Source organism: Brevibacillus sp. BD137 (genome assembly GCF_041644655.1).
Lineage (GTDB): Bacteria > Bacillota > Bacilli > Brevibacillales > Brevibacillaceae > Brevibacillus > Brevibacillus brevis_D.
This window is the reverse complement of sequence record NZ_JAOTNO010000003.1, coordinates 216,299-243,189: the sequence shown is the minus strand read 5'-3', so window position 1 is coordinate 243,189 and position 26,891 is coordinate 216,299. Positions and strand designations below refer to the sequence as shown.

General features: G+C 47.2%; 24 protein-coding genes. 14 read left to right on the top strand and 10 right to left on the bottom strand.

The genetic code is table 11. The features are described from left to right. Positions 1 to 73: 73 nt before the first annotated feature. The gene (locus tag ODZ53_RS07800) at positions 74 to 442 is read left to right on the top strand and encodes a DUF6713 family protein (protein ID WP_372676545.1); all 369 of its coding nucleotides are present in this window, start codon (positions 74 to 76) and stop codon (positions 440 to 442) included. 12 nt (positions 443 to 454) lie between these two features. Here ODZ53_RS07800 and ODZ53_RS07795 read toward each other — a convergent pair whose 3' ends face one another. Beyond that, the gene (locus tag ODZ53_RS07795; protein ID WP_372676544.1) at positions 455 to 1,324 is read right to left on the bottom strand and encodes an arylamine N-acetyltransferase; all 870 of its coding nucleotides are present in this window, start codon (positions 1,322 to 1,324) and stop codon (positions 455 to 457) included. 203 nt (positions 1,325 to 1,527) lie between these two features. Beyond that, positions 1,528 to 2,043: a stalk domain-containing protein gene (locus ODZ53_RS07790; protein WP_173604552.1), complete on the bottom strand. Its 516-nt coding sequence runs from the start codon at positions 2,041 to 2,043 to the stop codon at positions 1,528 to 1,530. A 223-nt stretch (positions 2,044 to 2,266) separates the two neighbouring features. Between ODZ53_RS07790 and ODZ53_RS07785 the strand changes: the two genes are divergently transcribed. Then, positions 2,267 to 2,956: a uracil-DNA glycosylase gene (locus ODZ53_RS07785; RefSeq protein ID WP_188066335.1), complete on the top strand. Its 690-nt coding sequence runs from the start codon at positions 2,267 to 2,269 to the stop codon at positions 2,954 to 2,956. 181 nt (positions 2,957 to 3,137) lie between these two features. On the opposite strand, the gene ODZ53_RS07780 is transcribed toward ODZ53_RS07785, so the two are convergent. The 4 genes from ODZ53_RS07780 to ODZ53_RS07765 all read right to left on the bottom strand — a co-directional run bounded on the left by ODZ53_RS07780 (position 3,138) and on the right by ODZ53_RS07765 (position 6,114). Beyond that, positions 3,138 to 4,445, bottom strand: a complete 1,308-nt coding sequence (locus tag ODZ53_RS07780; RefSeq protein WP_372676543.1) for an MFS transporter — start codon at positions 4,443 to 4,445, stop codon at positions 3,138 to 3,140. Positions 4,446 to 4,510: 65 nt separating this feature from the next. Further along, positions 4,511 to 4,834 (bottom strand): ArsR/SmtB family transcription factor, encoded by a 324-nt coding sequence (locus tag ODZ53_RS07775; protein ID WP_372676542.1) that lies wholly within the window; start codon positions 4,832 to 4,834, stop codon positions 4,511 to 4,513. Between the two features lie 193 nt (positions 4,835 to 5,027). Then, positions 5,028 to 5,669 carry a thiamine diphosphokinase gene (locus ODZ53_RS07770; protein ID WP_372676541.1) on the bottom strand — a complete coding sequence of 214 codons (642 nt, stop codon included), beginning with the start codon at positions 5,667 to 5,669 and terminating at the stop codon, positions 5,028 to 5,030. Positions 5,670 to 5,703: 34 nt separating this feature from the next. Further along, the gene (locus tag ODZ53_RS07765) at positions 5,704 to 6,114 is read right to left on the bottom strand and encodes a 2Fe-2S iron-sulfur cluster-binding protein (RefSeq protein WP_372676540.1); all 411 of its coding nucleotides are present in this window, start codon (positions 6,112 to 6,114) and stop codon (positions 5,704 to 5,706) included. 145 nt (positions 6,115 to 6,259) lie between these two features. On the opposite strand from ODZ53_RS07765, the gene ODZ53_RS07760 reads away from it, so the two are divergent. Continuing rightward, on the top strand, positions 6,260 to 7,168 hold the full coding sequence (locus ODZ53_RS07760) for a GNAT family N-acetyltransferase (protein WP_372676539.1): 909 nt from the start codon (positions 6,260 to 6,262) through the stop codon (positions 7,166 to 7,168). A 12-nt stretch (positions 7,169 to 7,180) separates the two neighbouring features. On the opposite strand, the gene ODZ53_RS07755 is transcribed toward ODZ53_RS07760, so the two are convergent. Continuing rightward, entirely contained in the window at positions 7,181 to 7,987 is an 807-nt protein-coding gene (locus ODZ53_RS07755) for an Fpg/Nei family DNA glycosylase (protein WP_372676538.1), read from the bottom strand. 207 nt (positions 7,988 to 8,194) lie between these two features. Between ODZ53_RS07755 and ODZ53_RS07750 the strand changes: the two genes are divergently transcribed. Beyond that, entirely contained in the window at positions 8,195 to 9,352 is a 1,158-nt protein-coding gene (locus tag ODZ53_RS07750; RefSeq protein WP_173626271.1) for a THUMP domain-containing class I SAM-dependent RNA methyltransferase, read from the top strand. A 36-nt stretch (positions 9,353 to 9,388) separates the two neighbouring features. Further along, a complete protein-coding gene (locus tag ODZ53_RS07745) occupies positions 9,389 to 12,040 on the top strand; it encodes a DUF4855 domain-containing protein (protein WP_372676537.1) in 2,652 nt (883 codons plus the stop codon). Positions 12,041 to 12,094: 54 nt separating this feature from the next. Here the strand turns inward: ODZ53_RS07745 and ODZ53_RS07740 are convergent, their stop codons facing one another. Beyond that, complete coding sequence (locus tag ODZ53_RS07740) at positions 12,095 to 12,742, bottom strand: hypothetical protein (protein WP_372676536.1); 648 nt, start codon at positions 12,740 to 12,742, stop codon at positions 12,095 to 12,097. Between the two features lie 70 nt (positions 12,743 to 12,812). Then, positions 12,813 to 14,060 carry an MDR family MFS transporter gene (locus ODZ53_RS07735; RefSeq protein WP_372676535.1) on the bottom strand — a complete coding sequence of 416 codons (1,248 nt, stop codon included), beginning with the start codon at positions 14,058 to 14,060 and terminating at the stop codon, positions 12,813 to 12,815. Between the two features lie 569 nt (positions 14,061 to 14,629). Between ODZ53_RS07735 and ODZ53_RS07730 the strand changes: the two genes are divergently transcribed. The 7 genes from ODZ53_RS07730 (at position 14,630) to ODZ53_RS07700 (ending at position 23,830) form a co-directional block, all read left to right on the top strand. Next, positions 14,630 to 15,742 carry an aminopeptidase gene (locus tag ODZ53_RS07730; protein WP_372676534.1) on the top strand — a complete coding sequence of 371 codons (1,113 nt, stop codon included), beginning with the start codon at positions 14,630 to 14,632 and terminating at the stop codon, positions 15,740 to 15,742. Positions 15,743 to 16,280: 538 nt separating this feature from the next. Continuing rightward, the gene (locus ODZ53_RS07725; RefSeq protein ID WP_372676533.1) at positions 16,281 to 17,213 is read left to right on the top strand and encodes an RluA family pseudouridine synthase; all 933 of its coding nucleotides are present in this window, start codon (positions 16,281 to 16,283) and stop codon (positions 17,211 to 17,213) included. 125 nt (positions 17,214 to 17,338) lie between these two features. Beyond that, positions 17,339 to 17,962, top strand: a complete 624-nt coding sequence (locus ODZ53_RS07720) for a YhbD family protein (protein WP_372676532.1) — start codon at positions 17,339 to 17,341, stop codon at positions 17,960 to 17,962. Between the two features lie 14 nt (positions 17,963 to 17,976). Beyond that, entirely contained in the window at positions 17,977 to 18,705 is a 729-nt protein-coding gene (locus ODZ53_RS07715; RefSeq protein ID WP_372676531.1) for a bactofilin family protein, read from the top strand. A 127-nt stretch (positions 18,706 to 18,832) separates the two neighbouring features. Continuing rightward, entirely contained in the window at positions 18,833 to 19,459 is a 627-nt protein-coding gene (locus tag ODZ53_RS07710; protein WP_015893691.1) for a TetR/AcrR family transcriptional regulator, read from the top strand. Positions 19,460 to 19,490: 31 nt separating this feature from the next. After that, a complete protein-coding gene (locus tag ODZ53_RS07705; protein ID WP_372676530.1) occupies positions 19,491 to 20,723 on the top strand; it encodes an efflux RND transporter periplasmic adaptor subunit in 1,233 nt (410 codons plus the stop codon). Next, the gene (locus tag ODZ53_RS07700) at positions 20,720 to 23,830 is read left to right on the top strand and encodes an efflux RND transporter permease subunit (RefSeq protein WP_372676529.1); all 3,111 of its coding nucleotides are present in this window, start codon (positions 20,720 to 20,722) and stop codon (positions 23,828 to 23,830) included. The genes ODZ53_RS07705 and ODZ53_RS07700 overlap by 4 nt, the downstream gene beginning before the upstream one ends. Positions 23,831 to 23,888: 58 nt before the next feature. Here the strand turns inward: ODZ53_RS07700 and ODZ53_RS07695 are convergent, their stop codons facing one another. Further along, on the bottom strand, positions 23,889 to 24,740 hold the full coding sequence (locus tag ODZ53_RS07695) for a CPBP family intramembrane glutamic endopeptidase (protein ID WP_372676528.1): 852 nt from the start codon (positions 24,738 to 24,740) through the stop codon (positions 23,889 to 23,891). Positions 24,741 to 24,940: 200 nt separating this feature from the next. On the opposite strand from ODZ53_RS07695, the gene ODZ53_RS07690 reads away from it, so the two are divergent. Then, positions 24,941 to 26,236, top strand: coding sequence for an HD domain-containing protein (locus ODZ53_RS07690; RefSeq protein ID WP_015893687.1), 1,296 nt, complete (start codon positions 24,941 to 24,943; stop codon positions 26,234 to 26,236). Continuing rightward, on the top strand, positions 26,229 to 26,759 hold the full coding sequence (locus tag ODZ53_RS07685; RefSeq protein WP_199928061.1) for a YwgA family protein: 531 nt from the start codon (positions 26,229 to 26,231) through the stop codon (positions 26,757 to 26,759). Before ODZ53_RS07690 ends, ODZ53_RS07685 begins: the two co-directional genes overlap by 8 nt. The last annotated feature ends 132 nt before the right edge of the window (positions 26,760 to 26,891 follow it).

Here is a 26,891-nt window from a genome sequence, read left to right as displayed (position 1 = left end):
CGATTTGTATTTTGACCCCTTTATTTATTTGGGTGTTGTAACATAAAGTAATAAAATCGTAGGGGGTTTTTGAATGCCTGATCTCTTGCTTGTGTTATTTTTGATAACCTTATCTTTATTTCTCTTGCACGAAATGGATGCGATAAGGCGTTCGGAGTGGAGATTGTTTATCGTGCTTAAGGATATGGAAGACTCTAAAGCTTATAAAGTATTCACATTTATTCATCTTCCTCTTTACACAATGATACTCTATTTACTTTTTAGTAAATATCAGACAGTTACTTTTTGGGTCTTAGATGTATTTTTTATCATACATACAGTTCTGCACCTACTTTTTGAAAAGCACCCCCGTAATGGATTTAAAAATACATTTTCAAGAACAATTATTTATCCAATGGGAGTCCTTGCGGCTGTTCATTTCGTATTACTATTTAATAACTGAGTACCAATAATATCAAAGGCTTTCTAGGGGGACTTCTTCTTTTTTGGGAGCAGTGAAAATATCAATACCACGTTCGAGCAGGCTTTCTACTGCCTCGCGAACAGGGAGAAGTGGCAGTTGCATTTCATCGGCGACAGCAGCTTCTATATCAGCGATAGTGTGGAGAGGTGTTATCTGGTTTGTGCCATCTGAATAACCGATGTGGAGAGCGTTGTTTTTGAGGAGTACGAAGCGATCTTGCTCCAACTGAAAACGATGGATGTGAAGTCGATTCAAAAAGAAGGCGTCTGGTAAAAAAGAGGAGCGGATGGCTTCCGACAAGTCAGGCAGTTCTTTTCGTTCATTCGGATGAAAATCCCACGGAGGAATTGCCACTTTTCCGTTTTCATACCGCGTAAAGCGATAGTGTTCAGGATGATCGGGACTTTTGGTCAAATCCATCGAGGCAGTGCCAAAAGGCCTTACATGGTTCCCTTCTTCGAGAAAATGAATCGGCTCAAAGATAGGAGCGGTAGCCCCCGCATCCACATAGACGGGTGTCTCTCCTGTATTCGGACCATCGATCAGGATGGCAGCATGCCCGCCGCCTGGCAAGACGAGCTGACCGTAGAATCCGAGAGCTCGAAGCAGAGAGAGAAAGCTGTGATTGTTGGTATAGCATGTGCCGCCAAAATGATGGTGGATCGCATTGTGCACATATTCCTCAGGGGTCGGTATCTCATGTTTCCCGTCACGGAAGAAGAGCAGCTTGCTTACATTTTCATAAGGGAAGGTCTGCAGATGCCCGCGACAGAGCTCACTGAGATAAGAGAGGCTAGGCGGCTTGCGGTCTAGCTGTAGACGTTGAAGGTATAAACTCGCCCAGTTCGGGAAGGTAGACATAAACAAGTTCACTCCTTATATAAAATAAATAGTAAATAAAAATGTATGTTAAGTGTTGGTAGAGAGATCGTATCACATGGGACAAGTGGTAATCAATCTAAATTTTTCCAATAGACAAAAAAGGCACCGGAAGGATAGCCTCCGGTGCTAGCGGGTCCCTAGTCCGCTGTCTTTTTCGTACGAATAGATAAGTGCAGAAGAAATTATAACAACGACTTAATTTCCCCGGTGTTCGGGTTCACTACGAACCAGCCATACGTACTGGTGTAGCTGTCGCCAGATTGGAAGTTGTTTACGACCGTTTGGTACACTTGAATGACATAGTGACCTTTTTCGTCATCGTGAGCGTACTCGACTACATGTGTCGGCGAGAGTTTGCCAGCGAATTTCTTTTTCACCAGCTCGATCGCTTCCATTTTGGAGTACATTTTTGCGGATGGAATTTTACCGATGAAAATCGATTTGGTTCTCGCATCGTAAATGACCGGCTTGTTCAGGTTCTCAGCTACGAAGCGGATTGGCACATAGACGGAGTTTTTGTACATGATGCCTTGTACGTCGCTGTTTGGTGATTTCGGCAACCCGTCAAAGTAGTAGGTGAACGGTGTTTTCATTCCTTCTTCCGCGTCTGGAAAAGCGGGTGCTGCAATGGCAATTCCGGAAAAGAGCACCGAACCTACAGCAATGCCCCCCAAAAATGACTTGATGTCCCATTTCATGATGTGAAACCCTCTCCCTTTCTCTTTTCTCTAAATCTTCCCAGCAATCATTATGTCAAAGATCATAGGAGAAAAGCTATCAAACGAGGGTACTAGGAAACAAAGACTAGGAATCATGGGAAAGATAGGACTAAATCAGAATAGTCCTAGTTCTCGAATCAATGGTTCAGTGATGGCTAGGTTTGTGGTAAGGTAGAAAAAAACAGCGGACAAGGTGAGGAACATGACTACCATATTGCAAAATGACTGGGCCCCCGTATTGGCCGATGAATTCGAGAAGCCCTATTATGTAAAGCTTCGTCAGACGTTGAAGGAAGAGTATCAGACGCAGACAATCTACCCAGATATGTATCATATATTCACAGCGCTGCACCTGACTGACTATCAGAATGCAAAGGTTGTGATTTTGGGGCAAGACCCGTATCACGGACCAGGACAAGCACATGGATTGAGCTTTTCGGTCAAGCCGGGAATCAAGCCGCCACCGTCTCTGGTCAACATCTATAAAGAGCTGAAAAGTGATGTCGGCTTTGAAATCCCTCAGCATGGTTACCTGAATCATTGGGCGAAGCAAGGCGTCATGATGCTGAACACCGTTCTGACGGTTCGTCGCGGCACTCCGAATTCGCACAAGGATATTGGGTGGGAGACGTTTACAGATCGAATTATTCATTTGTTGAACGACCGGGAGACCCCTCTCGTTTTCATCCTGTGGGGAAAGCATGCGCAGGAGAAGGCGGCATTCATTGATCGAAACAAGCATTTCGTCATCGCCTCCCCGCATCCGAGCCCATTTTCGGCGAATCGCGGCTTTTTTGGCAGCCGTCCTTTTTCGCGGACGAATGAGTTTTTGCGTTCACGCGGGCTTCAAGAGATTGACTGGCAGTTGCCGATGCAGGTTGAGGAAGAGTAGCTATGTAATTTTCCGGATTCTTCAGAAGCCAAAAACCTTGATAAATCAACGATGTATAAAATTACGTATAAACGATGAAATAAGTGTGAAGCCAAACAAAGAAGCGAATCCCTTTAGTACCAAGGAGTTCGCTTCTTTTTTGTTTTAATCCTAGAACCAGTAGTTTGCTGTAAATCTCATATTACTCCGTACTCTTTCGTTCTACTATAGATAACACAAAAGAAAGGATTAATAGCACGACAAAGAAGAAGAAGGAAAAATGAAGACTTGAAGACATCTCTAATAAACGGCTGGATATGGAAGGACCAAAAGACATCCCTAAAAAGTTGAAGAGATTGTATACGCCTATCCCCATCGACATTTTCTCTTTCTCTATTGTATGAGGAATTTCAATATTAATAATTACAGTTAGAGCACTAAAACTTATATAGATAAATAATACTCCTAGTGTGATCATAACCATAGAATGAAGACCAAGAAAGATTAGAATGCTAAAACCTATTAATTGTACGCCAATAGATATAACCATTAATTTCTTGTTACTTATAAAATGAACAGCTTTCCTCACAAGTAGACTAATCAAAAAGCTTACTATTGAGATACAACATAAGATCAGACCAATCAGGATAGTTGATACATGAAATGTTCGAATAGCCTGTAAAGGAAAAAGAAACAAAATAGCTACCATGGCTGCGTTATTAATAAAGCTAACTAAGATTAATCTGTTAAAAGAAAAAGAACGGAATACGGAAAAATCAATAAATAACAAGACTCCTTGTTTTTTACTATGCAAGCCCAATAAGAGGATAGAAAGGACGCTTAAAATAAGCAAATATCCATTTAATTTTACTCCTAAGATAAAAGAAATAACAAAGAGAAATAAATAAAATAACCCGGAAAAATCAAAGGGTTTAGTCACTTTCTCTTTACCGGCATATCCAGATGGGACAAAGTAGTATAGGCCAAAAACTGTGAGTAAAGTCAGGCTCATGATTAAGAATAAGGATGGCCATCCCCAGGCATGAGTTAGTATTCCTCCCATCAAAAAACCAAATCCAGAACCTAGAGACAAACATCCTCCTATTAATGTAAGAGTGACATTTCGCTTAGCTAAAGGAAGATATTGATTTGCTGTGATCATGGATAAAGCAATAAAAGAACTGCCCCCCATAGCTTGAATAATACGGCCTATCAGAACTCCAATATATCCATTAGATAAGTAGCCTATTACTGAACCTAAAGTGAATAAAAGGACACCAATCATTAATAATTTTTTTATCTGAATGTAGGAAGATAATTTGCTATATGTGATTGAACCAAAAGTAATAACCAATGTATAAGAAATAACAATCCAACTGATTGCAGAGCTCGTAACACTCAAATCTTTTGTCATATCCTCAAGAGCCACGTTAAATAAAATAGCATTAATGACACCAGATAGAACAATGAAACATAACGTTACAATGAGATAATTCGTCCTGTTTTTCATAAATAACTCCTCTTTAATCAAATAGTCATAGAACTTTAAAACTAATTAGTAAAAAAAAAGCTACTTTATAATGTAGCCAAAAATCCAGGAAGGTATTGTTTAAACATCTCGGTATTCAAAGAAACGTATTTCGTTACACCTTCTTGTTTAATTGTTACCAGCTTTGCATCAGATAATATTTTCAAATGATAAGAACCATTTGATTTACTAATCCCTAAACTCCTTCCAATATCTGTACATCGCGGGCAATGTTCTTCTTGAGATAAGATACGAATAATATTTATTCTCTTTTCATCTGCTAATGCATGAAATATTTTAACTCTTTGAAGGTCATTCGTTTGTTCTAAAGTCATAAAACTATTATATAATTGATCAACGAAATTGGTCAACTATTGTTGCACTTATCCGGCACCTCCTCCCGGGTCAAGACACAAACGGCAAAGAAGGCGGACTTGCTACGATGAGTATGGGATTGTCGCGGACCGAGTTTAATGGGGCCAAGACAGGCGCAAGTGCAGGGAAAAGGAAAAGGATCTCCATTGTTTTGCACCATGCAAAGGAGATCCTTTCTTTTTCTAGTGATTAGTCTTTGCTTTTGACAACGAGCAGCTTGCCCGTTTGTATCGTGATTGTTCCTGTCTGTTCCGTTAGCAGATTGCTAATACCAAGCGTGTCGCCGATCCGCAGGGTTGCGTCCTTCAACGGATAGAGGAATCCGGTTAAGGTAATCCCTGTGACTTCTGGTGTAAAGGGCAGTAGAGAGATATGATCGAAATGATCCTGCTCTATCGTACTCTGGCGGTCAATCAGCCGGATTTCATTAGTTTCATCGAGGATGCGGCAGTTGGAGCCCGTCTGCAAAGCTTTGTTCAGCAAGTGTACGTTTGCCAGCATATGATCAAAACGAGAGCCGAGCACACCGAGCAGCACAATTTCTTCGGGCTGTTGCTCGATTGCCCAAGTAAGGGCCATCTCTGTATCGGTCAGATCTTTCATAACGGGATCGCAGGAGGAGACGTGCATACTGTGGCGTTCAATTTCTGCCATTTCCTCGGAGCTGACAGAATCAAAGTCACCGATCGACAATTTTGGTACGAGACCGTTGTGAACGAGGAACAAGGCACCTCTGTCAACACCGACGAGCCAATCATTTTCGCGTATCTCTTGGATCGCCCAGTTGCCCAGATTGCCACCAGCGAATAGTAGGATGCGTGTAGGATTCATGCTACGGCCACCTTTTTTCTATTAAAAATATCCTTTATGTAGGAATCGAAGAGCGAAATGTGCTTTGGCAAGCGAGGCGATAGCCTGTAGCGAGCTTTTCTCCCAGCTTTGCTTTCTCCTGTCCGGTTGGGGTGTCGAGTAAGGATGCACCAGCTACGATCTGTACACTGCACTTGCCGCAATGCCCTTGTTGGCATTTGTAAGCGATGGGTTGAGCTTGCGTGAGCGCAGCTTGTAATAATGTCTGAGAGGGAGTGTACCGGACTGGCATCGTTTGTGAGCGTTGCTTCACCTGTACGAGCTTCTGTTCTAATTGGGGGCGAGCCGGGCTCATTTCTGTTTTTTTCACCGACGTTTGTGGTTGCACGGGAACGGGAGCTGGACTCGACATCAGTACGTCAGATCGTCCAGGGATGAGCGAGCCGACCGTAAGCTGTTTGCGCATAGGAACCTCCCGAGTAAGTGATTTTTTTCATATTACCATGTCAGGCGTATGGGTGACAAAGCTGGAGAAAGTATTCCTATAGATAATTGAATTTTTAGATTTTATCAATTAAAATAATTTTATCAAAAACCAGGAAGGTGATACCATGATTACCATCAAACGGATGAGCGACTGTACCTTTGCAGAAGTGACGAAAGCGTGGAACAGAGGATTCGAAGGCTATTTTATCGAGTTTACGATGACAGAAGAAATGCTTGTCCAGCGACTGGGGGGCGAGGGATACGTGCTGTCCCTGTCTGTGGTTGCTTTTGACGGCACAGAGCCGATTGGCTTAGTGGCCAGTGGGATGAGGACTGTTGCAGGGAAAAAAGTCGCCTGGAATGGTGGTACGGGTGTCGCCACGGAATATCGTCGACAGGGAGTAGGGAAGCAGCTAATTGAGGCAACATTGGATTTATACAGAGAAGCTGGGGTGGAAGTAGCTACCTTGGAGGCATTGAGCCAAAATACCAAAGCAATTGCTTTGTATGAGCAAAAAGGCTATGACGTCGTGGATCGTCTGTTGTTTTTGCAGCAGAGTGGACCGCTGGCAGAGAAGGCCTTTCAGACAAATGAACAGGCTGATTATCGGGTTCGGCGCATTTTGGCCCAGGAAGCCTCCATGCTGCCGTTTTACGTGACAGATGTCCCTTGGCAAAATTATTGGCTGAACTTGCGAGATTCGCAGGCCGTGCTCGTAGAAGACAGAGAGGGTCAGGCGGTCGGCTATGCGATGTACAAGTGTGTGGTAAACGAGGAAGGCAAAGTCAGCGGGATCGTGCTTCGTCAATGTGTAGCGCAGCCAGAGCATCCTGATGCACCAGACATATTGAAAACCGCACTCGGGCATGTGTATGGGCCGCTTGCACACGAATGCCGCCGGTCTACGTTTAATTTGCGTGCGGCTGATACCTTGCTTGTTGAAATACTACAAGAGGCAGGATTCAGCCCTTCCGAGACAGAGCAGGTGTTTATGATCAAGCAGATGGAAGCTGCACAGACCCCTGTCGTCTAGGGAGTGAAGCTGTCAATGCTGGCAGTTCGTGCAGGCAAATACTTTGCGGGAGGAGAGCACACTCTTTTCGATAGGTTGTCCACAGCGAGGGCAAGGCTCACCACCGCGATCGTACACCTGGCAGCGCTCATCGAAGCCACCTGTCAGGGAATCGCCTTGAAAAAGCGGCTGCATGTAACCGCCGAATCGAATCGCTTCTGTAAGCACGGTTTGCATGGAATGATATAGTCGTTTTTGTTCCTCGAGAGAAAGTGTCGGGATCGTCCGGGTAGGCAGGATGGCGGCATGATAGCAGATTTCGTCCGCATAGCAGTTGCCGATGCCCGCGAGCCAATGCTGATTGACTAGCGCTGTTTTGAGGACACTGCGTTTGTCAGCGAGCAGCTCCGTAAATCGGGTAAAGGTAAACAGTGGGTCCAATGGCTCGGGCCCAAGAGGAGCCAGTCTTTCGTCGATTTGAACGTTGGTGAGTAAATGCAGGTAGCCTAAACGGAGGCCGTGAAAATATAAAAGGCGTTCTCCAAAGGAAAGAGTCACTTGAGCGGTTCTCTTTAGCTTATCTTCCGCAGAGCCCAGGTATAGAAAGCCGCCGAGCATCAAGTGAAGCAGCAGGGCATGACCACTTTCCAGATGGAAGAGAAGATGCTTGCCACGGCGGTCGACGAGCGTCAGGCGATTGTCTTGCAAAAGACGAGCAAATTCCGCAGAAGGCAAATTAATCGTTTTTTCCCGCTGAACGTGTGTGGTCGTAATCGTTCCGCCACCGATTTTCTCCTGTAGCAGTCGGCGATAGTTCTCCATCTCAGGTAATTCTGGCACGCTGACTCCCTCCCGTTACAACAAGTTTTTCGTAGGATTTCCCATATGAATGATCGACATGCCGTACCCGTCACTGTTTTTTCAGTGATGGGTCTTTTGAATTTAGACAAGTTTACCAACGCTATTCGGAAATGGGGTAATATAATATGTAAGGTAGTAGGATGAGGGCATGGCCCGAAGGATTATTGGACGGACAGGAGATTACATATGCAAAAAGTAGAATTGATCGCTACGGCGACTTTTGGTTTGGAATCAGTAGTAGCAGAAGAGGTGAAGGCGCTCGGATACGGACCCGTACAGGTGGAGAACGGCAAGGTAACGTTCACCGCAGATATTTCTGCGATTCCCCGCACAAATTTGTGGTTACGAACTGCCGACCGCGTGCGTCTAAAGATAGGGGAGTTCAAAGCAACTACGTTTGACGAGCTGTTTGAAAAGACAAAAGCACTGCCGTGGGCCGATTGGATCACAGAGGATGGGACATTTCCTGTGGAAGGGAAATCGGTCAAATCTACCTTGTTCAGTGTGCCGGATTGCCAAGCCATCGTGAAAAAAGCAGTCGTAGAAAGTCTGAAAAAGACCTACAAGCGCGAGTGGTTCGATGAGCAAGGGCCGCTGTACAAGATCGAGGTGGCACTTCTCAAGGATGTGGCGACGCTCACGATTGATACATCAGGACCGGGCCTGCACAAGCGCGGCTACCGGGAATTGATCGGACAAGCGCCATTAAAAGAAACCATGGCTGCGGCGATGATTATGCTGTCTCGCTGGAAGCCTGATCGGGTATTCATGGACCCATTCTGTGGATCGGGTACAATTCCGATTGAGGCGGCGTTGATCGGACAAAACATCGCTCCGGGGATGAACCGGGAATTCGTTTCCGAGACGTGGCCTATCATTCCGAAAACAGCTTGGCGTGAAGCCCGTGCAGAAACGCATGATTTGGCGCGCTATGATCAAAAGCTGGAGATTATCGGGACAGATATGGATGACGAGATCCTGAAAATTGCCCGCTACAACGCGACGGAGGCTGGTGTAGATGACCTGATTCATTTCCAGCGAATGGATGTACGGGATGTGCGAACCAAGCGCAAGTACGGCTACTTGATTTGCAATCCACCTTATGGAGAGCGCTTGGGAGAATGGAAGCAGGTTGCCAAGATGTATGGCGAAATGGGGAAAACCTTTGCTGCCATGGATACCTGGTCATTCTACGTTATTACGTCAGACGAGCAGTTTGAGGAGCATTTTGGTCGTACAGCAAGCAAGAAGCGCAAGCTCTACAACGGAAACATCAAGGTAGATTACTATCAGTTTTTCGGACCTAGACCGCCGCGCGGACCAATGGTTACCCCGACCGAATAAACATAAAGAAGGGGCATAATTGGAGGAGAAAATGTAATGAGCAAGAAACGATTCGGGAGCAGAATGTTGTTTGCTTTATTGGCAGCGACTACATTACTGGTCCAAAGTACGCCGTTGACTCATGCTGCTGCGACAGAGCCACAGAAACCGGCAGTAGACACCAAGAAGCTGGAAGATCAGTTCAAAAAGCAAGAAGAAGCACAAACGGAGTTTAAGGATTTGGGCAACAGTTACGCTAGAAAAGCCGTAAACAGACTCGCAGCCCTTCATATGATCAGTGGTCAGGGAGAAAACCGTTTCAACCCGCAAAACACGATTTCTCGACAAGATATTGCGGTACTTTTGACAAAAGTAATCGGTCTTCAACCAACAGAAATTGAAAAAGCCGCTTTTGAAGATGTTCCTTTGGAAAATCCTTATGCACCGTACGTTTATGGACTCTCCGAGTTGGGAGTGATGAACGGCAGAAGTGAGCATACGATGGGTGCTCTAGACCCGCTTACAAGACAAGAGCTGGCTGTCATGCTGTCTCGTTTGATGAAAGAGGGATCTGTGACCAAAGTGGCAGGTCAGACTCCTGTTACATACAACGATGAAGAAGAAATCGCCGACTACGCCAAAACGGCTGTGGAAGAAGTGACGAATCAGCGCTGGATGCAAGGTGCAAACGGCAAGTTTAATCCGACAGGAACCGTCACACGTGCGGAGGCGGCTGTGATTGCTGAGCGCGTCCTGGATGCACGCTACCAGCAAGCAGAACAGGTGAAATACAAAGTAGATGTAGAGCGGCTGAGTTTGGCTGCTGGCACGAGCCAACGCTTGAAGGTAAGCAGCATCGGGGGAGATGAGCTGCCTTTTGCACCTATTTTCGCTTTTGATCGTCCTGAGCTGGGAACCATCTCGGCTGACGGAACCTTTGTTGCTGGTCCTACGGCGGGAAAAGGAAATCTCACGGTGACAGTCGGCTACAACACGACGACAATTCCGGTTGAGATCAAGAACGCAAGTGAGCCAGCTGTCGAAAAGGCAGAGGACACTCCAAAGACTGCTCCGGTGACTTCCTCCAATGACTCGGCAACGAAAGTCGATGAAAGCAAGAAGGTAGTAGAAGAAGAGGCGAAGGTGCCAGCGGAGAAGGACGAACTGGTCAATATCGCACCGGGCAGTTATACATCGGTTACTACTTTTGGAACGCCAGACTCGTATTTCCAAGAGCTGGAGAAGCAGTATCCGGGTCCTGTAGGTGGACTTGTAACGCCTACAGAAGATTGGACGGGATATCACCGTCAGTTTGGGCGCAAGGTGACTGTTGAGCTCGACGAGGCGAAGCCGTTGGAGAGAGTTGCGCTGACGTTTAAGCAGCAGAAGACTTCGGGTATTACGATGCCAGAATACATGGAAGTCGAGGTATCTCGCGACGGGAAAGTTTGGTCGTATGCGGGAAGAGCTGTTCACGATGTTTCCGCCAAAGAGGACAAGCTGGTTACACGCACATTGAGCGTGACCTTGCCTGACGTCAACACCCGGTATATTCGGGTATCCTTCCCGGTGAAAGTATTTACGTTCGCTCGCCAGCTGGAGGTATGGGCAAAACCGGATAGCGAGTGGAACAATGGAGCTGTCTTGCTGCCGCCACCAAACCCGGCGAAGCTGGAAGAAGCCAAACAAGCTGGTCGTCGTGTGGAAAATATGCTACTCGCTTATACCGGGGAGCATGACGAACTCGGGACATGGACCAAAGAAGATTTCCTCCCGATGGTTGGCTACCGCACCGTAGATGGCTATATGCGTGACCAGATGTTTGACACGATTCTGTTCCTGCCGTATCAGACCATTCCTGCGACGAAAGAAAGCTGGACAAAGTACATGAATGATTTGTTCGGCTCAAACAAGCAGCTTGATGCTCTCAACCAGGCTATGCGGGAGTACAACCGCCTGCGCGGAACGCTGTATTCGACACCGACACAGGAAAATGTCGTGCTGGCACTGCCGTATCCGAATGCCAATCAGACCAATTTTGGTCAACTTGATGAAAAGAAACCATCCCTTTCCTTTAACGCTGCGGGAATTGGAGAAGAGCAAGCGTATTTGAATCGCAAAGCTGCGATGGAGTGGTACTTCCAGGAGCTCATGAAGCGCTGGAACAGGGAAGGGTACGCCTATTTGAAACTGGAAGGAATCTATTGGTTCCATGAGCTGGTAGAGGATAGCGCACCAAAAGAGCGTCAGTTGATTCGTGACATGGGTAGTATGGTGCATGACGAGGCGTTGCGCTACTATTGGATTCCGTATTTCGGTTCACCGGGAGTGTCCGAGTGGAAATCTCTTTATTTCGATAAGGCGTTCCTGCAGCCGAGCTATTACAGCGACAAGCCGGTAGGAATTGACCGTATTCAAGGGGTACTGGAGGTCGTCAACAAGTACAACATGGACATCGAGATCGAAGGCGACTGGAAGATGTACAATGATCCGAAGTTCTATCAGACCTACTACAATCAGCTAGTTGCCACCCACAAGCTGGGGATGGATAAAAACAACGTGCACGCTTACTACTTCGGCTCCAAGACATTGCTAGAGTCTGTCAAGAGCACGGACCCTGTCAAGCGCGCCATCTATGATGATACGTACAAATGGATGCGCGGCCGTTTTGACAGAACAGAATTTTTCGAAGGTAGCGAGATGCCGTAGTGAATGGAAAAGAGTCTGTTTCCCGTTTTGAGGGAAGACAGACTCTTTTTTTGTCTAAAGCGGATGGGCAGACTTTCGCCCAATCGTTTTCCGATAGATCTCCACCAGTTCCTCCACGATCTTTTCCTTCGTCGCATGTAGAGGGGGATTCGGATGGTAGTAATCCATTCCTTTCGGGCAGGGCTTGCCAAAAGTCGGTATCCCTGCTGCTGCGATCCGTTGTTTCCACTGTTTCTTGAGGGAAGAAAGATGCTGCCACGAATGGTGATGGGAAAGGCCCCAACCGAGCAGGAGCCACGGATGCTTTTGCAGTTCTTGCGTAGATACGAGCTGAGCCGCAAGCGTTGTCTCTTTCTCATCAATGAGTTGTTCAAAATGAGAGATAGCACTTACGGCAGCAGCATTTTGTACGGAAAACAGGTTGTAAATATGGAATCTGTCTACCAATGCCCGTTTTCCGTAAATCGCCTCCACCAGTCGGATCAATTGTCGCATGGTGGGATCGAGTGTGGTTTGACCCATGATACTATGGCCGGATGCAGGTCTTTCACGAAAAAGCTTGGCACTACCAGGATTCAGTAAGAGACAGTTCCCAAGAGAATGATGACCCTCTGAATTCGGTCCCCATTGAAGATAGGTAGAAGTTCGGTAGACGACTCCTCGGTGTTCTTTAAAGGTAGCAAAGGCATTCGGCTGGTTCATACGATCCCCTCCTGGTTTATGCTCCATTTATATGAGAGGAGGGGATTTGGTAGAACGGACATGCTCTACTCTAGCTACTCTTGTTAACTTCTTCGGCACCGATCATGCGGAACAAAATAATATACAGATAAGCACTGACTAGGGATAAGCCCAGGACGACACCGAATACGCCAACAGGAGCGAGCCATTGAGATAGACCGATCGTAAGGGGAGCGATGAAGCGCCCAATCGAGAACTGGAGCGAAGAAGCTCCCATGTACTGACCGCGTGCATCCTCAGGCGAGTATTTACTGATAAAGCTCTGGGCGACTGGTGTACGCATCAGCTCGCCGAATGTCAAAATCGCCATACAGCCGAACAGGAGCCAGATATTCGTCGTAAAGGCCATCAAGAAAAGACCGACACCGAATAAGATGGAGGAGATGACGAGGCTGTTGCGATCACTCCAGTTTTCGAACCAGCGTGTGACTGGCAGTGTAAACAGAACCACCAAAAAACCATTTAAAGCCATGAGCCAGCCGAATGCGCTGGTTCCCCCGACAGAATAAGTCCAATTGCCCCAAGAAAATAATGCTTGTTGCACGACATGCTCTTTCACATACAACGCCATGTAAATATCCAATTGCATGAATCCAATGGCGATCAAAATCCCTGCGCCAATGTAGAGGGCAAAAGCTTTGTCTCGGAAAATAATAGCGTAACTCTGGAATTGCTGAATCAGGGAAAAACGTTCCTTTGCCTTCTCCTGACGGACGTGTTCAGGCAGCGTTTCTTTGATCAGGAAGAAGACTGTAATCGCAAAAAGCAGTTCAACGAAGGTACAGAACATCAACAGCTGCGGGCGATAATGGACAAAAAAGACAGAACCCAATACGGGACCTGCGACCACCCCGATGTTCATCGCTGTGTAAAAGGTGGCAAATACTATTCTGCGATCGTCCTCTGTGGTCAAATCAGCCACCATAGCTGAGCTGGCAGGCCAGTAGAGAGCCCCAGCAATCCCGATCCCGATGAAGGCAATGTAGTCGATCCAGGGAGACGGAGAGAACGCAAACAGCGCGAACATCACCGTCGATGTACAGAGCGAGAGCAGCATGGTGAATCTGCGCCCTACCCGGTCAGCCAAATATCCGCCAAACAGGTTGGACAGCATACCGAGCAGCGGTGGTACCATCAAGAGAAGACCCGCTACATCCTTTCCAAACGTATCACTAAAATAAATCGCCATAAACGGAAAGTACATCCAAAAGAAGGTGTGCGTAATCAATTCACCAAAGAGACGTACCTTCAAGTTAAGATCCCATGAACGCCAAATCATGACACGAATTCCTCCATTCATTTCGACAGGTGCCTTGACCTCGATTCTCTTCTTGGAAAAATTCCACGTAAAAAAGCACAAACGGGGTAGAGACAATGCTCTTCCGCTTGCGCTTTATCAAACGATACAAGGGTGGCGGGAAATAACCAGTTCAAAGGGGGACAAAAGAGAGACGGTTATATACCTTTAATTTTAGGTACAGTAAACCGACTGTTCACCCAAGAACATGGCCCGCAATTCATATCGGGAAAAAGACGGAAGCGGTTCAGGCATCCTGCAGCTTCTAGCTTTTGATAGGGTTGTAAGAGGCAGTGCCCCTTAAGAGAGGCCCCACCTAAGCGAAGATAACCACAGAACACACCATGAACTCAGCACTCCCGTCTTTCAAATTTTTTACATAGGTAAACTCTTGTTGATTAGAATACTCGAAAGAGTCGAATTTATGCAAGATAATTTTTTGGTTTTTTTCGAATAGTACCAAGAACATCGATAATTGAAAAAGGGGCTTCCTTTCGGTAAAATATTTTTTAACACTAATCAAATCATGCTAGGAATGTGGGGGATATCGCATGCTGGATACACGCATCGTCAAGTTGGCTACAAATTTGCTGAGCCATTCTGTACGCCTGAAGGAAAAAGAAAGCTTGTTGATTGAAGTTCGTGGCGAGGGTCACGCCTTGGCGAAGGAATTGGTTAAGCAGGCATACGACTTGGGAGCCTATCCGTTCGTACGGATTATTGACCCGTCTATCCAACGTGAGCTGATGCTCGGTGCAAGTGCAGAGCGTGCGACTCATTTGGCGAAATGGGAAGAGCCAATGTACAAAAATTTGGATACATATATCGTCATTAATGGTCCGTCCAACGACAGTGAGATGGCCGATGTTCCCGTAGAGCGTCGTCGTGCGCATCAGAGTGTGATGCAAGAATTGCATGACTACCTGACCAACAATGTACGCTGGACACTGCTCAACTACCCGACTACGGGCTTGGCGCAAAATGCCAACATGTCTACCGTTGCTTTTGAAGACTTCTATTTTGACGTATGCTCTGTTGACTATAAAAAGATGCACGAAGCCTTTTTGCCTTTGCAGCAATTGATGGATCGTACAGACAAAGTGCGTCTCGTGGGACCAGGGACGGATCTTCAATTCTCGATCAAGGACATTCCGAGTGTCATCTGCTCCGGGCTGCGCAATATTCCAGACGGTGAGATTTTTACAGCTCCTGTGCGTGATTCCGTGAATGGAACCATTACGTACAACACAGCAACAAGCTACATGGGCACGAAATTTGAAAACGTGTGTCTGAAGTTTGTGGACGGAAAAATTGTCGAGGCGACTTCTAACAATACCAAGAGACTCAACGAAATTTTCGATACAGACGAAGGAGCGCGCTTCATTGGGGAATTCGCAATTGGCGTACATCCGTACATCCTGCATCCAATGAACGATATCTTGTTCGATGAGAAAATTGCCGGCAGCTTCCACTTCACACCAGGCCGTGCATACGACAACGCAGATAACGGCAACCGTAGCCAAATCCACTGGGATATGGTAAATATCCAGCGTCCTGAGTACGGCGGCGGAGAAATCTGGTTTGATGATGTGCTGATTCGCAAAGACGGTTTGTTCGTATTGCCAGAGCTGCAAGGACTCAATCCGGAAAACCTAAAAGGGTAATTGGTACAACGGAGCCATCATGCTGAGCATGGTGGTTTTTTTTGTTTGTTACGTAGCTATTGGTGAAGGAAGAAGCGCATTTCCAGTCTACGCTTCGGCCTACGCCCCGCAAGGGGGGATTGACTGTTCGCTCCGGAATAAATAGCGGGAGCGCTTCAAACGTAGAAGTTTCGGGGAAGGGTTTCATAAATGAAGCTGAAATTCCCCGCCATTTATTCCTACGCTGAGTTGGGCTCCAGAGGCGCTTGGACTGGAAATGCGCTTCTTCCTACGTTGCTTTTGGTCACCTACATACTGCTCTGAATAACAATCAAAACGCTCTAAAAGCACACAGTAATCACAAGCTGTACGCAAGCACTGTCACATGTCTGGAAGGAGACCGCCCGAACGAAGAGAGGATACAGGCGACTGGAAGACATGTGGCAGGGCTTCCCCGACCACAACGGTTGGAGGACAACCGTCTTTGAGTAGTACAAACGAGCATCTCTGGCATCCTTTTGCTACAATAAGAAAAAAGCATGGAACAGAGGGATTAGACGTGAGTCGCAAAGATTGGATCGAATACACCGTCAGTGAACAAGACACGGGAATGAACGTGGAACAAATCGTCCGGCAAAAGCTCAACGTGTCGGGTCGTATGATGCAGCGGCTGACGAGAAGCAAGGGAATTTTGCTCAATCGCAAGCAGCCCTTCCTGCAAAGACAAGTAAAAGCAGGAGATACAATCGCTGTTCGTGTCATTGAGAGACAAGAGCAAGTGCCTAGGCAGCCCCAGCATGATACGAAGCCCGAGGGGCCGAACACACCAATGCCGTCCATCGACATTTTGTACGAAGACGATCATCTCTTGATTGCGAACAAGCCGGCAGGCATGATGGTGCACCCGATTAAACAGGAGACCGACACATTGGTACATGCTCTTGCTGCCGTACTGGTGGCACGTGGTGAGCAGACGAGCGTACATCCTGTGCATCGGCTAGATAAAGATACATCAGGAGCGATTCTCGTAGCCAAAAGCAGCTATGGTCATCAATTGGCTGACAGGCTGCTGCGTGAAGGAGGCATTCATCGCGAGTATCTTGCGGTTGCCAGTGGTGTGTTGTCAGAGGGAGCGGGAACGATCGATGCGCCAATCGGCCGAGATGCGCGTCATCCGACGAAACGCCGTGTCGTGGAGAGTGGCGATCCTGCCATCACGCATTACGAGGTACAACAGACCTCTGAGGGAATGACGCTCGCTCGCGTCTGGCTGGAAACGGGTCGTACCCATCAAATTCGCGTTCACTTTGCCCACATTGGACACCCGCTTGCTGGCGATACGATGTACGGGGGAGCGAGAGGTTTGTTACGCCGACAGGCTCTGCATGCTTCGAAGCTATCCTTTTTACATCCGCTTCTCGAAAAAGAGATTGTAGTCGAGGCACCGATACCATCGGATATGAAACGCTTGATGCAAGCAGAGTTTAAATAAGAACAGAAAGAAGGACTTCGATGACAGAAGTCCTTTTTTATGTGCAAAAGTTCTCCGAGTGTCAAACAATCTGCAGTTGAATAACGTAACAGTGTTATGTTACATTGTTTTCGGAGGTGCTTCACTTGGACGCAAATGTAATTTCGAAGAAGGACCTGCTGGAGCTTACCGGCATTTCGTACGGACAATTGTACCGTTGGAAACGAAAGAACTTGATTCCAGAGGAGTGGTTCATTCGCCGAGCCACTTTTACAGGGCAAGAAACCTTTTTCCCGCGGGAACAGATTTTGGCTCGAATCGACAAGATCCTGAACATGAAAGACGACCTGTCGCTGGATGAATTGGCGGACATGTTTTCACCAAGTATGAGTGGAACCTCGTTGACAGCAGAGGAATTATTAACACGAAACATTGTTTCGACTACTTCTTTAGAAGTGTTTAACGTTTTTCTCGGGAGCTTACGGACCTTTACCTTCCAGCAGGCATTATACGCCTATGTGTTAGAAAAGCTTTTGGCCGCAGGAGACTTGAGTGTAGATGAAGGCGGCGGATTGTTGCAGGTACTGGCTAGCCACTATCCCAAATTCGAAGGGAAGCCTTGTGAGCTGATCTTTATGCGCAAGATGGGGATTTCCACGTTCGTGTTGGTGTCTAGCTCTACCGAAATGTATTTTGATAACGGTGTAAAGGTAGTGAAGCGGCTCGATCTAGCCAATTGCATCGAGGAATTAAAAGGAAAATATTTATAGGGGGAGACCATACCATGCAGAACGAGAATAAGAACAAGCTAGATCTGATCTTTCATGGGGCAGTGAATGCTACGGGTGGCGTATACAACAAAGTAGATGTGCAAGGTTACGGCAAGATTAATGGCGACGTAGAGTGCGAGTCGCTTCATTGTGCGGGACATGTCAGTATCACAGGAGATCTCATTGGCTCTTCGGCAAGAGTAGAAGGCAACGCGTCGATTAAAGGCAAAGTGAAGATGGATACATTGTCTGTATACGGTCAACTTGATGTTGCTGACGATTTGAATTTTACGAGTCTAAAAGTCGGTGGCAATGTTAAGGTACAGGGCAATATGGCAGGGGAGGATGTAAAGGTTCACGGATCATTGAAAACCGCAGGGGATTGTGAAGCGGAAGTGTTCCGGGCAAACGGTGCGTTTAGTATCGGAGGACTGCTGAACGCGGGGCGAATCGAGGTCATTCTGCATGGCAGCTGCGAGGCAAAAGAAATAGGCGGAGAGTATATTGAGGTGCGCCGAACAGGCAATAGCACTTTGGGCAAGCTGTTGAAGCATTTTCTCAATAATACCTTGACTGTAGAGACGATTGAAGGAGACGAAATCTACCTGGAAAACACAAAGGCCAAGGTCGTTCGCGGCAACAAGGTCGAGATTGGTCCAGACTGCGAAATTGACCTGGTTGAATACAGCTCAGAATGCAAGCAAGACCAAAGCTCCCAGATTAAGACGCTGACACAACGATAAGGGTGACAAGGAAAAATTAACATTTCAAACTGCATGCAAGTATTTACATGCATGCAGTCTCTTTATATAATGAGTTTGGAAAAAAATGAAAATGCAAGTAATTACTTGCTTGGTACGGAGGTGCTTTATGGATCACCCAGATATAGAACAGAAGCTGGGGGGGAGAGGCGAAGAGGAACAGGAAACCCGAGAGCGAATTTTATCAGCCGCACGTCAGCTAATGGCACAAAAGGGATACAAGGGAGCGACTACACGCAAGATTTCTGAGCTTGCTGGGGTGAATGAGGTGACGGTATTTCGTCACTTCAAGAACAAGGTAGGCATCCTGACTGAACTCCTGAAAGAAATCATGGATGTCCGAGAGCAGCTGGAGCAAGGGTTGCAAGGCGAGTTTGCTGATCTCAAGGAAATGCTGGTTAGCTACGCACGTACGTATTACGGCTTATTAGTCGAGCGCAAAGAAATATTCATGATCTGCATGATTGAAGCGGATAATCACCCAGAAGTCGTGCAGATGTTCAGCAGCCTGCCGATGACCGCAGTCGAGGTACTGTCTAACAAGCTCCTAGTGTTTCAGGAGCAAGGGCATTTGCCAAAGGCAGTTCCGTTCACGGCAGCTCTTATGTTCGTCTCCACTTTCTTCTATGCCTTCATGGCGAAGTATCGGGTTAATCTCGATCTCGAAATGGTAGAAGAAGAGCTTTTTGAAAATGCTTCTGAAATCTTGCTACAAGGCATCAGGGGACTCAAATAAACAGCATAGCTACATAGGGGCGGAGGAAGTCATGAAGAGAAGATGGCTTGTATCTGTAATGATGATCGGACTATTGGCAACGACGGCTTGCAGCGAGCAACAGCCTGCTTCGGCACCTCAGAAGGAGTTGAAGCCTGTCGTCGTTGCACCAGTAAAGAAGGAGCAGGCTGTTACCGTCACGGAGTTGTCTGGTACGCTGGCTCCTTTGGAGGAAGCACTCGTTTCTTTTGAAGTAGGCGGTCGTATTGTGGAGATGGACCGAAAAGAAGGAGACACGGTCAAAGCGGGCGATGTGCTTGCCCGAGTGAATGCCACAGATTACTCGCTCCAGGTTGCTTCGTCCAGCGCTGCCGTGCAGCAGAGTGCAGCAAATCTTAGCAAGGTAAACAATGGCGCGAGAGAGCAAGAAGTGACGCAGGCGCGTTTGCTTGTGGAGAAGGCAACAGTAGGACTGCAAAAAATGCAGGATGATTTCAATCGGATTGAAAATCTCTACCAGCAAAACGCCATTTCCAAAAGCGAGTATGAAAGTGCACAAAATGGACTGACGATTGCGCAAAAGGATTTGCAAAACGCACAGCAGTCTTATTCCCTGATTACGCAAGGAGCTCGTTCGGAAGACAAACAGTTGACACAGGCTGTCTACAATCAGACGGTTATCGCCAAAGAAGTGGCAGCCAATACACTTGCCAAAACGCAGCTTCGTTCGCCGATTAACGGGACGATCATCGCTAAGCTCTCGTCTGCGGGCAACTTGGTCGGTTCAGGTACCCCTGTCTATCAAGTCGGCAACATCGATACATTAAAAGTCGTATTGCCCGTTCCTGACCGTGAGATTTCTGCATGGAAAGTAGGCGAGGCGATCTCCTTAGACCTGTATGGTCAAAAACGGGATGGCAAAGTGACCAAAATATTTCCCGCCACGAACCAAAATACCGGAACGATTGGCGTAGAGGTTCAAATCGCCAACCAAGCTCGTGACTGGTTTGCTGGTCAGGTGGTGAAAGCGACCAAAACGGTAACGGGGCAGGAAGGTGTCTACGTACCGGTAGAAGCAGTCATCAGTAGAGGCAAAGATGACGCGCATGTCTTCGTCAATGCAGGCGGCAAGGCTGTCAAAACAAGCGTAGCCATCGGGCAGATTGTAAGTGACAAGCTCGAGATCAAGAACGGATTAAAAGAAGGAGACCAACTGATCGTCAAAGGGGTGGACCGTTTGTTTGATGGTGACCCAATCGAGGCGGCAGGAGGTACACAACCGTGATCAAGTACATCGTACAAAAGCGCAAAATCACGCTCCTGTTTTTCAGCATGATTGTACTTGTAGGCTCCCTCAGCTTTTTTCAACTGCCCAAGCAAGAGATGCCGGATATTATCGTAAACATGGCTACGATCACGACGGTTTACCCGGGAGCTTCGCCGGAAAAGGTCGAGCAGGCTGTTACGAAAAAGCTGGAAGAAAAAATCAACGAATTGCAAGGACTTAACTATATATCATCCTCATCTTCCCTCGGCGTCTCTTTTATCATGGTGGAAGCAAAGAGTGACGTAGACCCGAAGCAAAAATGGGATGAATTGCGGAAGAAGGTAAAGGACGCAGAGGCTGATTTGCCAGCAGATGCGAAACAACCGATCATCAATGATGATTTGAACCGTACGTTTGTCCAATCGTTTGCGGTCACCGCTGACTCGCGCGAGGAATTGTACAGCATGCGTACCATGCTGAAATCGTGGAAGGAACAGCTGCGCACCATTCCAAACGTAGCGGATGTACTGGTGGAAGGTCTACCGGAGCAGGAAGTCCACATCGAGGTTGATACGCAAAAGCTGAGCCAATACGGGATCACGTGGAGTCAGGTGATGATGGCTGTCAAAAAGGAAAATGAAAAAATCCCGCTTGGCGACCTGACCACAGAAAAACGGACCTATCAGCTCAAGCTTGCAGAAAATACAGATGTCGAAGAACTGAACAAAGTCATTATCTCCCGTTCAAAAGAGGGCTTCCCGATCTATCTAAAGGACATCGGATCGGTCAAAATGTCGACGGAGACGGTGAAAACAACTTCGTATTTCAATGGGAAGCCTTCGATCACGATCAGCGTAAATGCAGAGACGGGAAGCGATGTACCGTCCTTGCAGAAGCGTGTAGACGAGATGATGGTGACTCTGGATAAAACACTTCCGGCAGGGGCCGAGAGACACTCGATTTATAGTCAGAATGAGCGCGTGGATGAACTTTTTAGCGACCTGACTCGGGAAATGATGATTGCCATTGTCGCAGTTTTGGTGGTGTGTGCGCTCGGATTAAACCTGATCACATCGTTGGTAGTAGCGATGGCGATTCCGATTTCCTTGGCTGTGGGGCTAATGTTCCTGCCATCTATGGGTATTTCACTTAATATGATCTCGATCGTTTCCTTGATCATTGTGCTCGGGATCTTGGTCGATGACGCCGTGGTGGTCAATGACAATATCGAGCGGAGACTGTCTGTCCTGGGTGAAAAACCGATGGCTGCGGCGGTTAATGGCGCCAAGGAAGTATCGATTTCGATCACGACCGCTACGCTGGCTACGATTGCGTCATTTGCTCCTTTGATGTTTCTTAGCGGAAACGTCGGGCAGTTCATTCGTCCGGTTCCCGTCATTATTTCGATGACGATGCTGGCGTCAATGGTCATGTCACTGACGATCATCCCGATCTTTCGCCAATGGTATGAGCAACGTAGAAAGGCTGGCGTAGAAGGGTATCGCAAGCCCGCTGGACTTTTGGGAAAACAATTGTTGCAGCTGACCAAGTGGTATGCGAGCAAGGTCATGCCGAAAATTTTGAAGCGACCGCTTTTGGCGGGAATGATTGGCGTATTGATCGGAACGGCAGCATATGGATTGATACCGCTCACTCCGGTGGAATTGTTCCCGAACGATGATCGCCCGCAGTTTCTCATCGATATCCGTCTCCCCGTGGGCAACAGTCTGGAAGAAACAGACCGGGTGGTGCGTGGGACGGCAGATTGGGTGTTGAAGCAGCCTGGCATCGAGGCGGTATCTGCATACGCGGGAGGCAGTGCACCGAAAATGTTCGGTGGAGATACAGCTGCTGGAAGCGGCATTACCGTCGGACAGCTAGTGGTTCGTTATAATGAAAAAGAGACCCATCTCGAGAACATGCTGGAGCCGTGGACGGAAGAATTCAAAAAGCTGTATCCGGAAGCGAGTATCTTGACGAAGCAGCTGGAGGCAGGTCCTCCGGTTGGAAAACCAGTCGTGATTCGTTTATACGGAGAGGATATTGAGACGCTGCGCTCTCTTTCTGCACAAGCAAAAGAAAAGGTTGCCGGATTAGAGGGCACGTACAATGTGCAAGACGATTTCGGGGTAGAACGCTACACCTTGGAATTTGTCGTCAATAAAGAGCTGATGGAGCAAAAGCTCGTCAACTATACGGACTTGTCCACGACATTGCGTCTGGTGAGCGAAGGCATCACCGTCAGCGAGTTTGATACAGGCTCAGACCTGATCGATATGAAGCTGTTCTTGCAAAAAGGCGAGGAAGACCCTGCATTGCTGTTCCAGCGGCTCAGCATCGCCAATGCACGTGGAGAGCTGATCCCGTTATCACAGCTGGCGGAGGTAAAACCGACTTTCAGTACACAGACGATTCCGCATCGCGATTTGTCGCGGAGCGTGACAGTTACCAGTGATCTGAAAGGGAGAACGGCGACAGACGTAATGGCAGAGATCAAGCCGATGCTCGATAGTATGTCCTTGCCAGAAGGATACCGCTATGAGATTGGCGGCGAGACTTCCGAACAGACTGATATTTTTATCGACATGGGCAAACTCTCGATTCTTGTTGTTTTCCTGATCTTGATTTTGATCGCGATGCAATTCTATTCCTTGACGATCCCTGTACTGGTTACAAGTACGATTTATCTCGCTGTATCAGGGAGCTTGATCGGCTTGTTCGTGACCCAGACACCACTTGGCTTTATGACAATGATGGGGATTATTGCGTTGGCGGGCATCGTGGTGCGTAACGGGATCGTGTTGATCGAGTTCATCGAGGAAGCACGTCATACAGGCATGGAGCTGAAGCAGGCAGTTATTTCTGCATGTGAGGCACGACTACGGCCAATTCTTTTGACCTCGCTTACAGCGATTGCTGGTATGATGCCGTTAGCTATTTCAGGTGACGTTTTGTTCAAACCACTTGCGGTCACCATTATTTTCGGCTTGGCATTCTCGACACTTTTGACCTTGATCGTTGTGCCGTCTTTCTATACCGTTCTAACGCAGCACAAGATCAAAAAGTTGGCGAAAAAAGCCGCGAAGCGCCCGGATTTGTATGGGCCTGAGGCAGAGACTCTATAATACATGCAACAGCGGCAAACTTTCCGATTCATTTCTTTCGGGAGTTTGTCGCTGTTTTTTAGTAAGCTTTTCTTGCTTTTCGCCAGCCGATTATCAACAGAGCAAGAACCAGTATGAGAAAACCGAGTACACATAAAGCCCAGATTGACTGTAGCAGCATGCTTTGGTTGACCAGCCAGGGAATCTCCTCCAGAGGCATGTTTTTCATTTTGGGGAGAGAAGGGATGATCATCGCGTCCGCATAAATGTGCAGGATGGTCGGAGCTAGCAATCCCCAGCGAAGTGCTGCCCATGCCCACAAAATACCAATGAGAAACGATTCAAAAAGAGTTCCTAGACCATGCCCAGGTACGTGATAGTAGGCGAAAATCATGGAAGGAATGAGTAGATACATCCACCTCGCACCAGTGGGCAGGTCTGTGCTCCTTCGATAGATGAGTGTTAGCAAAAGAAACGGGATGCCGCGAAAGACAAGCTCCTCCCACAAAGGATTATGCCAAGTGGCAAACACAAGCAGATTTGCTTTGCCAGCGAGTGACTGAGCACCAATTGGCTGCGTGGTAGACCAACCGCTAATCACCTGAAAGGCAGCTCCAGCCGCTTTTGCCAATAAGAGCCCGACAAGGATGAACAGAAATGCTTGCCCCAACCTTTTCCCCCGTACAAGCCATAAGATGCCGCCAGCGTAAATCAGCGAGATCACACCAAAAATAAGCCAGCCAGGAAGTGGGACAGCGACCTTCCAGTCGGTTTTCGGCCAGAAGAGTACAGAAACGGAAACAGTTTGTCCGAAAAAACCTGAGGAGAGAAATTGCCCCCAGGAGGCGAGCAGGGGCAGAAAGAGCATAATTATCAAGAGAAGGAGTAAAAGTGGGTTTTTGGTTATATATCGAAATGTAATTGTCCACATTTGAATAAACCTCTCATTCCAACCATTTTTTCCTATATAATCCTACATGCCTTTTACTCGGTCTAGATGGAAATGGCATTCTTCAGATTTTTGTAAGAGTTTGTTTAAGCAAGAAATGGTATCAGACGTATGATATGATAGAATCAAAATTCACTGTCAGTAATAGATAGAAAAAGCAGTACAGGAAGGGAGTGTCCAGGATGCAACAGCCCCAGCTTCTTCATGAAGAAAAGGTATTCAAAGACCCTGTCCACCGCTACGTCCACGTGCGGGACAAATTCATTTGGGATTTGATCAACTCGGCAGAATTCCAACGTTTGCGCAGAGTCAGGCAACTGGGCACCAGCTTTTTTACGTTTCACGGTGGAGAGCATAGCCGCTTTAACCACTCGCTTGGCGTGTATGAACTGATGCGCAGAATTTTGGAGACGTTCGAAGGCCGTATTCAGTTGACCTACGAGGAAAAGCTGCTGTGTCTATGTGCGGCTTTGCTCCACGATGTGGGCCACGGTCCGTTTTCCCATTCGTTTGAAAAGGTGTTCAAGTATCACCACGAGGATTGGACGCGCGCCATTTTGCTTGGAGATACGCAAATCAACCGAATTCTTCGTCGGTTTGATGATAGCTTCCCGAAGAAATTGGCAGAAGTGATTAATAAGACATATGACAATAAACTGATCGTAAGTCTCATCTCCAGTCAGCTCGATGCCGATCGGATGGATTACTTGCTGCGTGATGCCTACTATACGGGCGTCAATTACGGCAATTTCGAGATTGAGCGAATCTTGCGTGTCATGCGGCCGCAGGAGGATGGCATTGTCTTTAAATTCAGCGGGATGCATGCTGTCGAAGACTACATCATGTCTCGCTATCAAATGTACTGGCAGGTCTATTTCCATCCCGTGACGCGAAGTGCCGAAGTCATCTTGTGCAAAATTTTTCAACGGGCGAAGCTCTTGTTCTCCCAAGGCTATCCGTTCATGCAGGAGCCTGTTATGCTGCTGCCTTTCTTGCAGGAAAAAGTAGAGCTGGCTGACTATTTGGCGCTTGATGAGTCGATCATTCTTTTCTATATGCAGCTCTGGCGCAGAGAGCAAGACCCTGTGTTGAAAGATTTGTGCGCCCGTTTTTTGGACAGGAATCTCTTTAAATACGTCGAATATAATCCGAGGGATTTTCGCTTGCTGTCTGAGTTGAAAGAACTATTTCAATCTGCCGGAATTGATCCGATGTATTATTTGGAGGTAGACACGACCTCCGATCTTCCGTATGATTTTTACCGTGCCGGAGAAGAAGAGGAGCGCATTCCGATTATGCTCCAAATGCCTTCAGGCGAACTTGTCGAGCTGTCACAGAAGTCAGAAATTGTACAGGCCATTAGCGGAAAGCGGCGTTTTGATTACAAGCTGTACTTTCCATTGGATAAAGTCATGGCTTTGCCGGGGGATCTCTCCCGTAAGATTCGAGAACGTCTGGGAGTGATGGAGGATGCTTAATCGTCACGCCAAGATCATACGCCTGATTGAGATAGTCGGCGAAGTGAGCGGGCGAAAAAAATTACAAAAGATGGTGTACATAGGAAAACATCTGGAGATGGATTTCGATGAGCGCTACGAGTTTCACATGTACGGTCCATATTCGGAAGAGCTGACGCTCAGAGTAGATGAGCTGTGCAACATGGGGCTTCTGGATGAGCAAATGGAGAGTAAAGGTGCCATTCATATGTATCGTTACTCTTTGAACGAAACCGGTCATGATTTTCTCAAGTTTCATGAGGTTGACTTCGGTAGTGGAGAACGTGCGATTTTGCGTATGAACGAGGAGAATTCCCGTTTCCTCGAGCTGGTTTCTACGATTCTGTATTTCAACCACCTGCCCTATGAGGAAATGAAGGGCAAAATTTTTACGTTTAAGAGCAAGCAGCGCTACACCGAGGAAGAGATTCAAAAAGGGCAGGCGTTTATTGAAGAACTGCGTGCGCTGATGAAGGAAGACGGCGGCAGTTCACTTAGGCAATAGGAAACATCATACGAGGAAAAGCACGGCGTACGAACTTGCAAGAGTTGTGGTACGTCTTTTTTTTATACATGTGAGCCAGTCCAATGGGGCTGGCTTTTTTTGTCTCAGCTCGGAGCTGCATAATACGGGCAT

Coding starts and splice junctions, on each gene's coding strand:
- ODZ53_RS07800 (WP_372676545.1), top strand. CDS start 74: ATGCCTGATCTCTTGCTTGTGTTATTTTTGATAACCTTATCTTTATTT.
- ODZ53_RS07795 (WP_372676544.1), bottom strand. CDS start 1,324: ATGTCTACCTTCCCGAACTGGGCGAGTTTATACCTTCAACGTCTACAG.
- ODZ53_RS07790 (WP_173604552.1), bottom strand. CDS start 2,043: ATGAAATGGGACATCAAGTCATTTTTGGGGGGCATTGCTGTAGGTTCG.
- ODZ53_RS07785 (WP_188066335.1), top strand. CDS start 2,267: ATGACTACCATATTGCAAAATGACTGGGCCCCCGTATTGGCCGATGAA.
- ODZ53_RS07780 (WP_372676543.1), bottom strand. CDS start 4,445: ATGAAAAACAGGACGAATTATCTCATTGTAACGTTATGTTTCATTGTT.
- ODZ53_RS07770 (WP_372676541.1), bottom strand. CDS start 5,669: ATGAATCCTACACGCATCCTACTATTCGCTGGTGGCAATCTGGGCAAC.
- ODZ53_RS07765 (WP_372676540.1), bottom strand. CDS start 6,114: ATGCGCAAACAGCTTACGGTCGGCTCGCTCATCCCTGGACGATCTGAC.
- ODZ53_RS07760 (WP_372676539.1), top strand. CDS start 6,260: ATGATTACCATCAAACGGATGAGCGACTGTACCTTTGCAGAAGTGACG.
- ODZ53_RS07750 (WP_173626271.1), top strand. CDS start 8,195: ATGCAAAAAGTAGAATTGATCGCTACGGCGACTTTTGGTTTGGAATCA.
- ODZ53_RS07745 (WP_372676537.1), top strand. CDS start 9,389: ATGAGCAAGAAACGATTCGGGAGCAGAATGTTGTTTGCTTTATTGGCA.
- ODZ53_RS07740 (WP_372676536.1), bottom strand. CDS start 12,742: ATGAACCAGCCGAATGCCTTTGCTACCTTTAAAGAACACCGAGGAGTC.
- ODZ53_RS07735 (WP_372676535.1), bottom strand. CDS start 14,060: ATGATTTGGCGTTCATGGGATCTTAACTTGAAGGTACGTCTCTTTGGT.
- ODZ53_RS07730 (WP_372676534.1), top strand. CDS start 14,630: ATGCTGGATACACGCATCGTCAAGTTGGCTACAAATTTGCTGAGCCAT.
- ODZ53_RS07715 (WP_372676531.1), top strand. CDS start 17,977: ATGCAGAACGAGAATAAGAACAAGCTAGATCTGATCTTTCATGGGGCA.
- ODZ53_RS07710 (WP_015893691.1), top strand. CDS start 18,833: ATGGATCACCCAGATATAGAACAGAAGCTGGGGGGGAGAGGCGAAGAG.
- ODZ53_RS07705 (WP_372676530.1), top strand. CDS start 19,491: ATGAAGAGAAGATGGCTTGTATCTGTAATGATGATCGGACTATTGGCA.
- ODZ53_RS07695 (WP_372676528.1), bottom strand. CDS start 24,740: ATGTGGACAATTACATTTCGATATATAACCAAAAACCCACTTTTACTC.
- ODZ53_RS07690 (WP_015893687.1), top strand. CDS start 24,941: ATGCAACAGCCCCAGCTTCTTCATGAAGAAAAGGTATTCAAAGACCCT.
- ODZ53_RS07685 (WP_199928061.1), top strand. CDS start 26,229: ATGCTTAATCGTCACGCCAAGATCATACGCCTGATTGAGATAGTCGGC.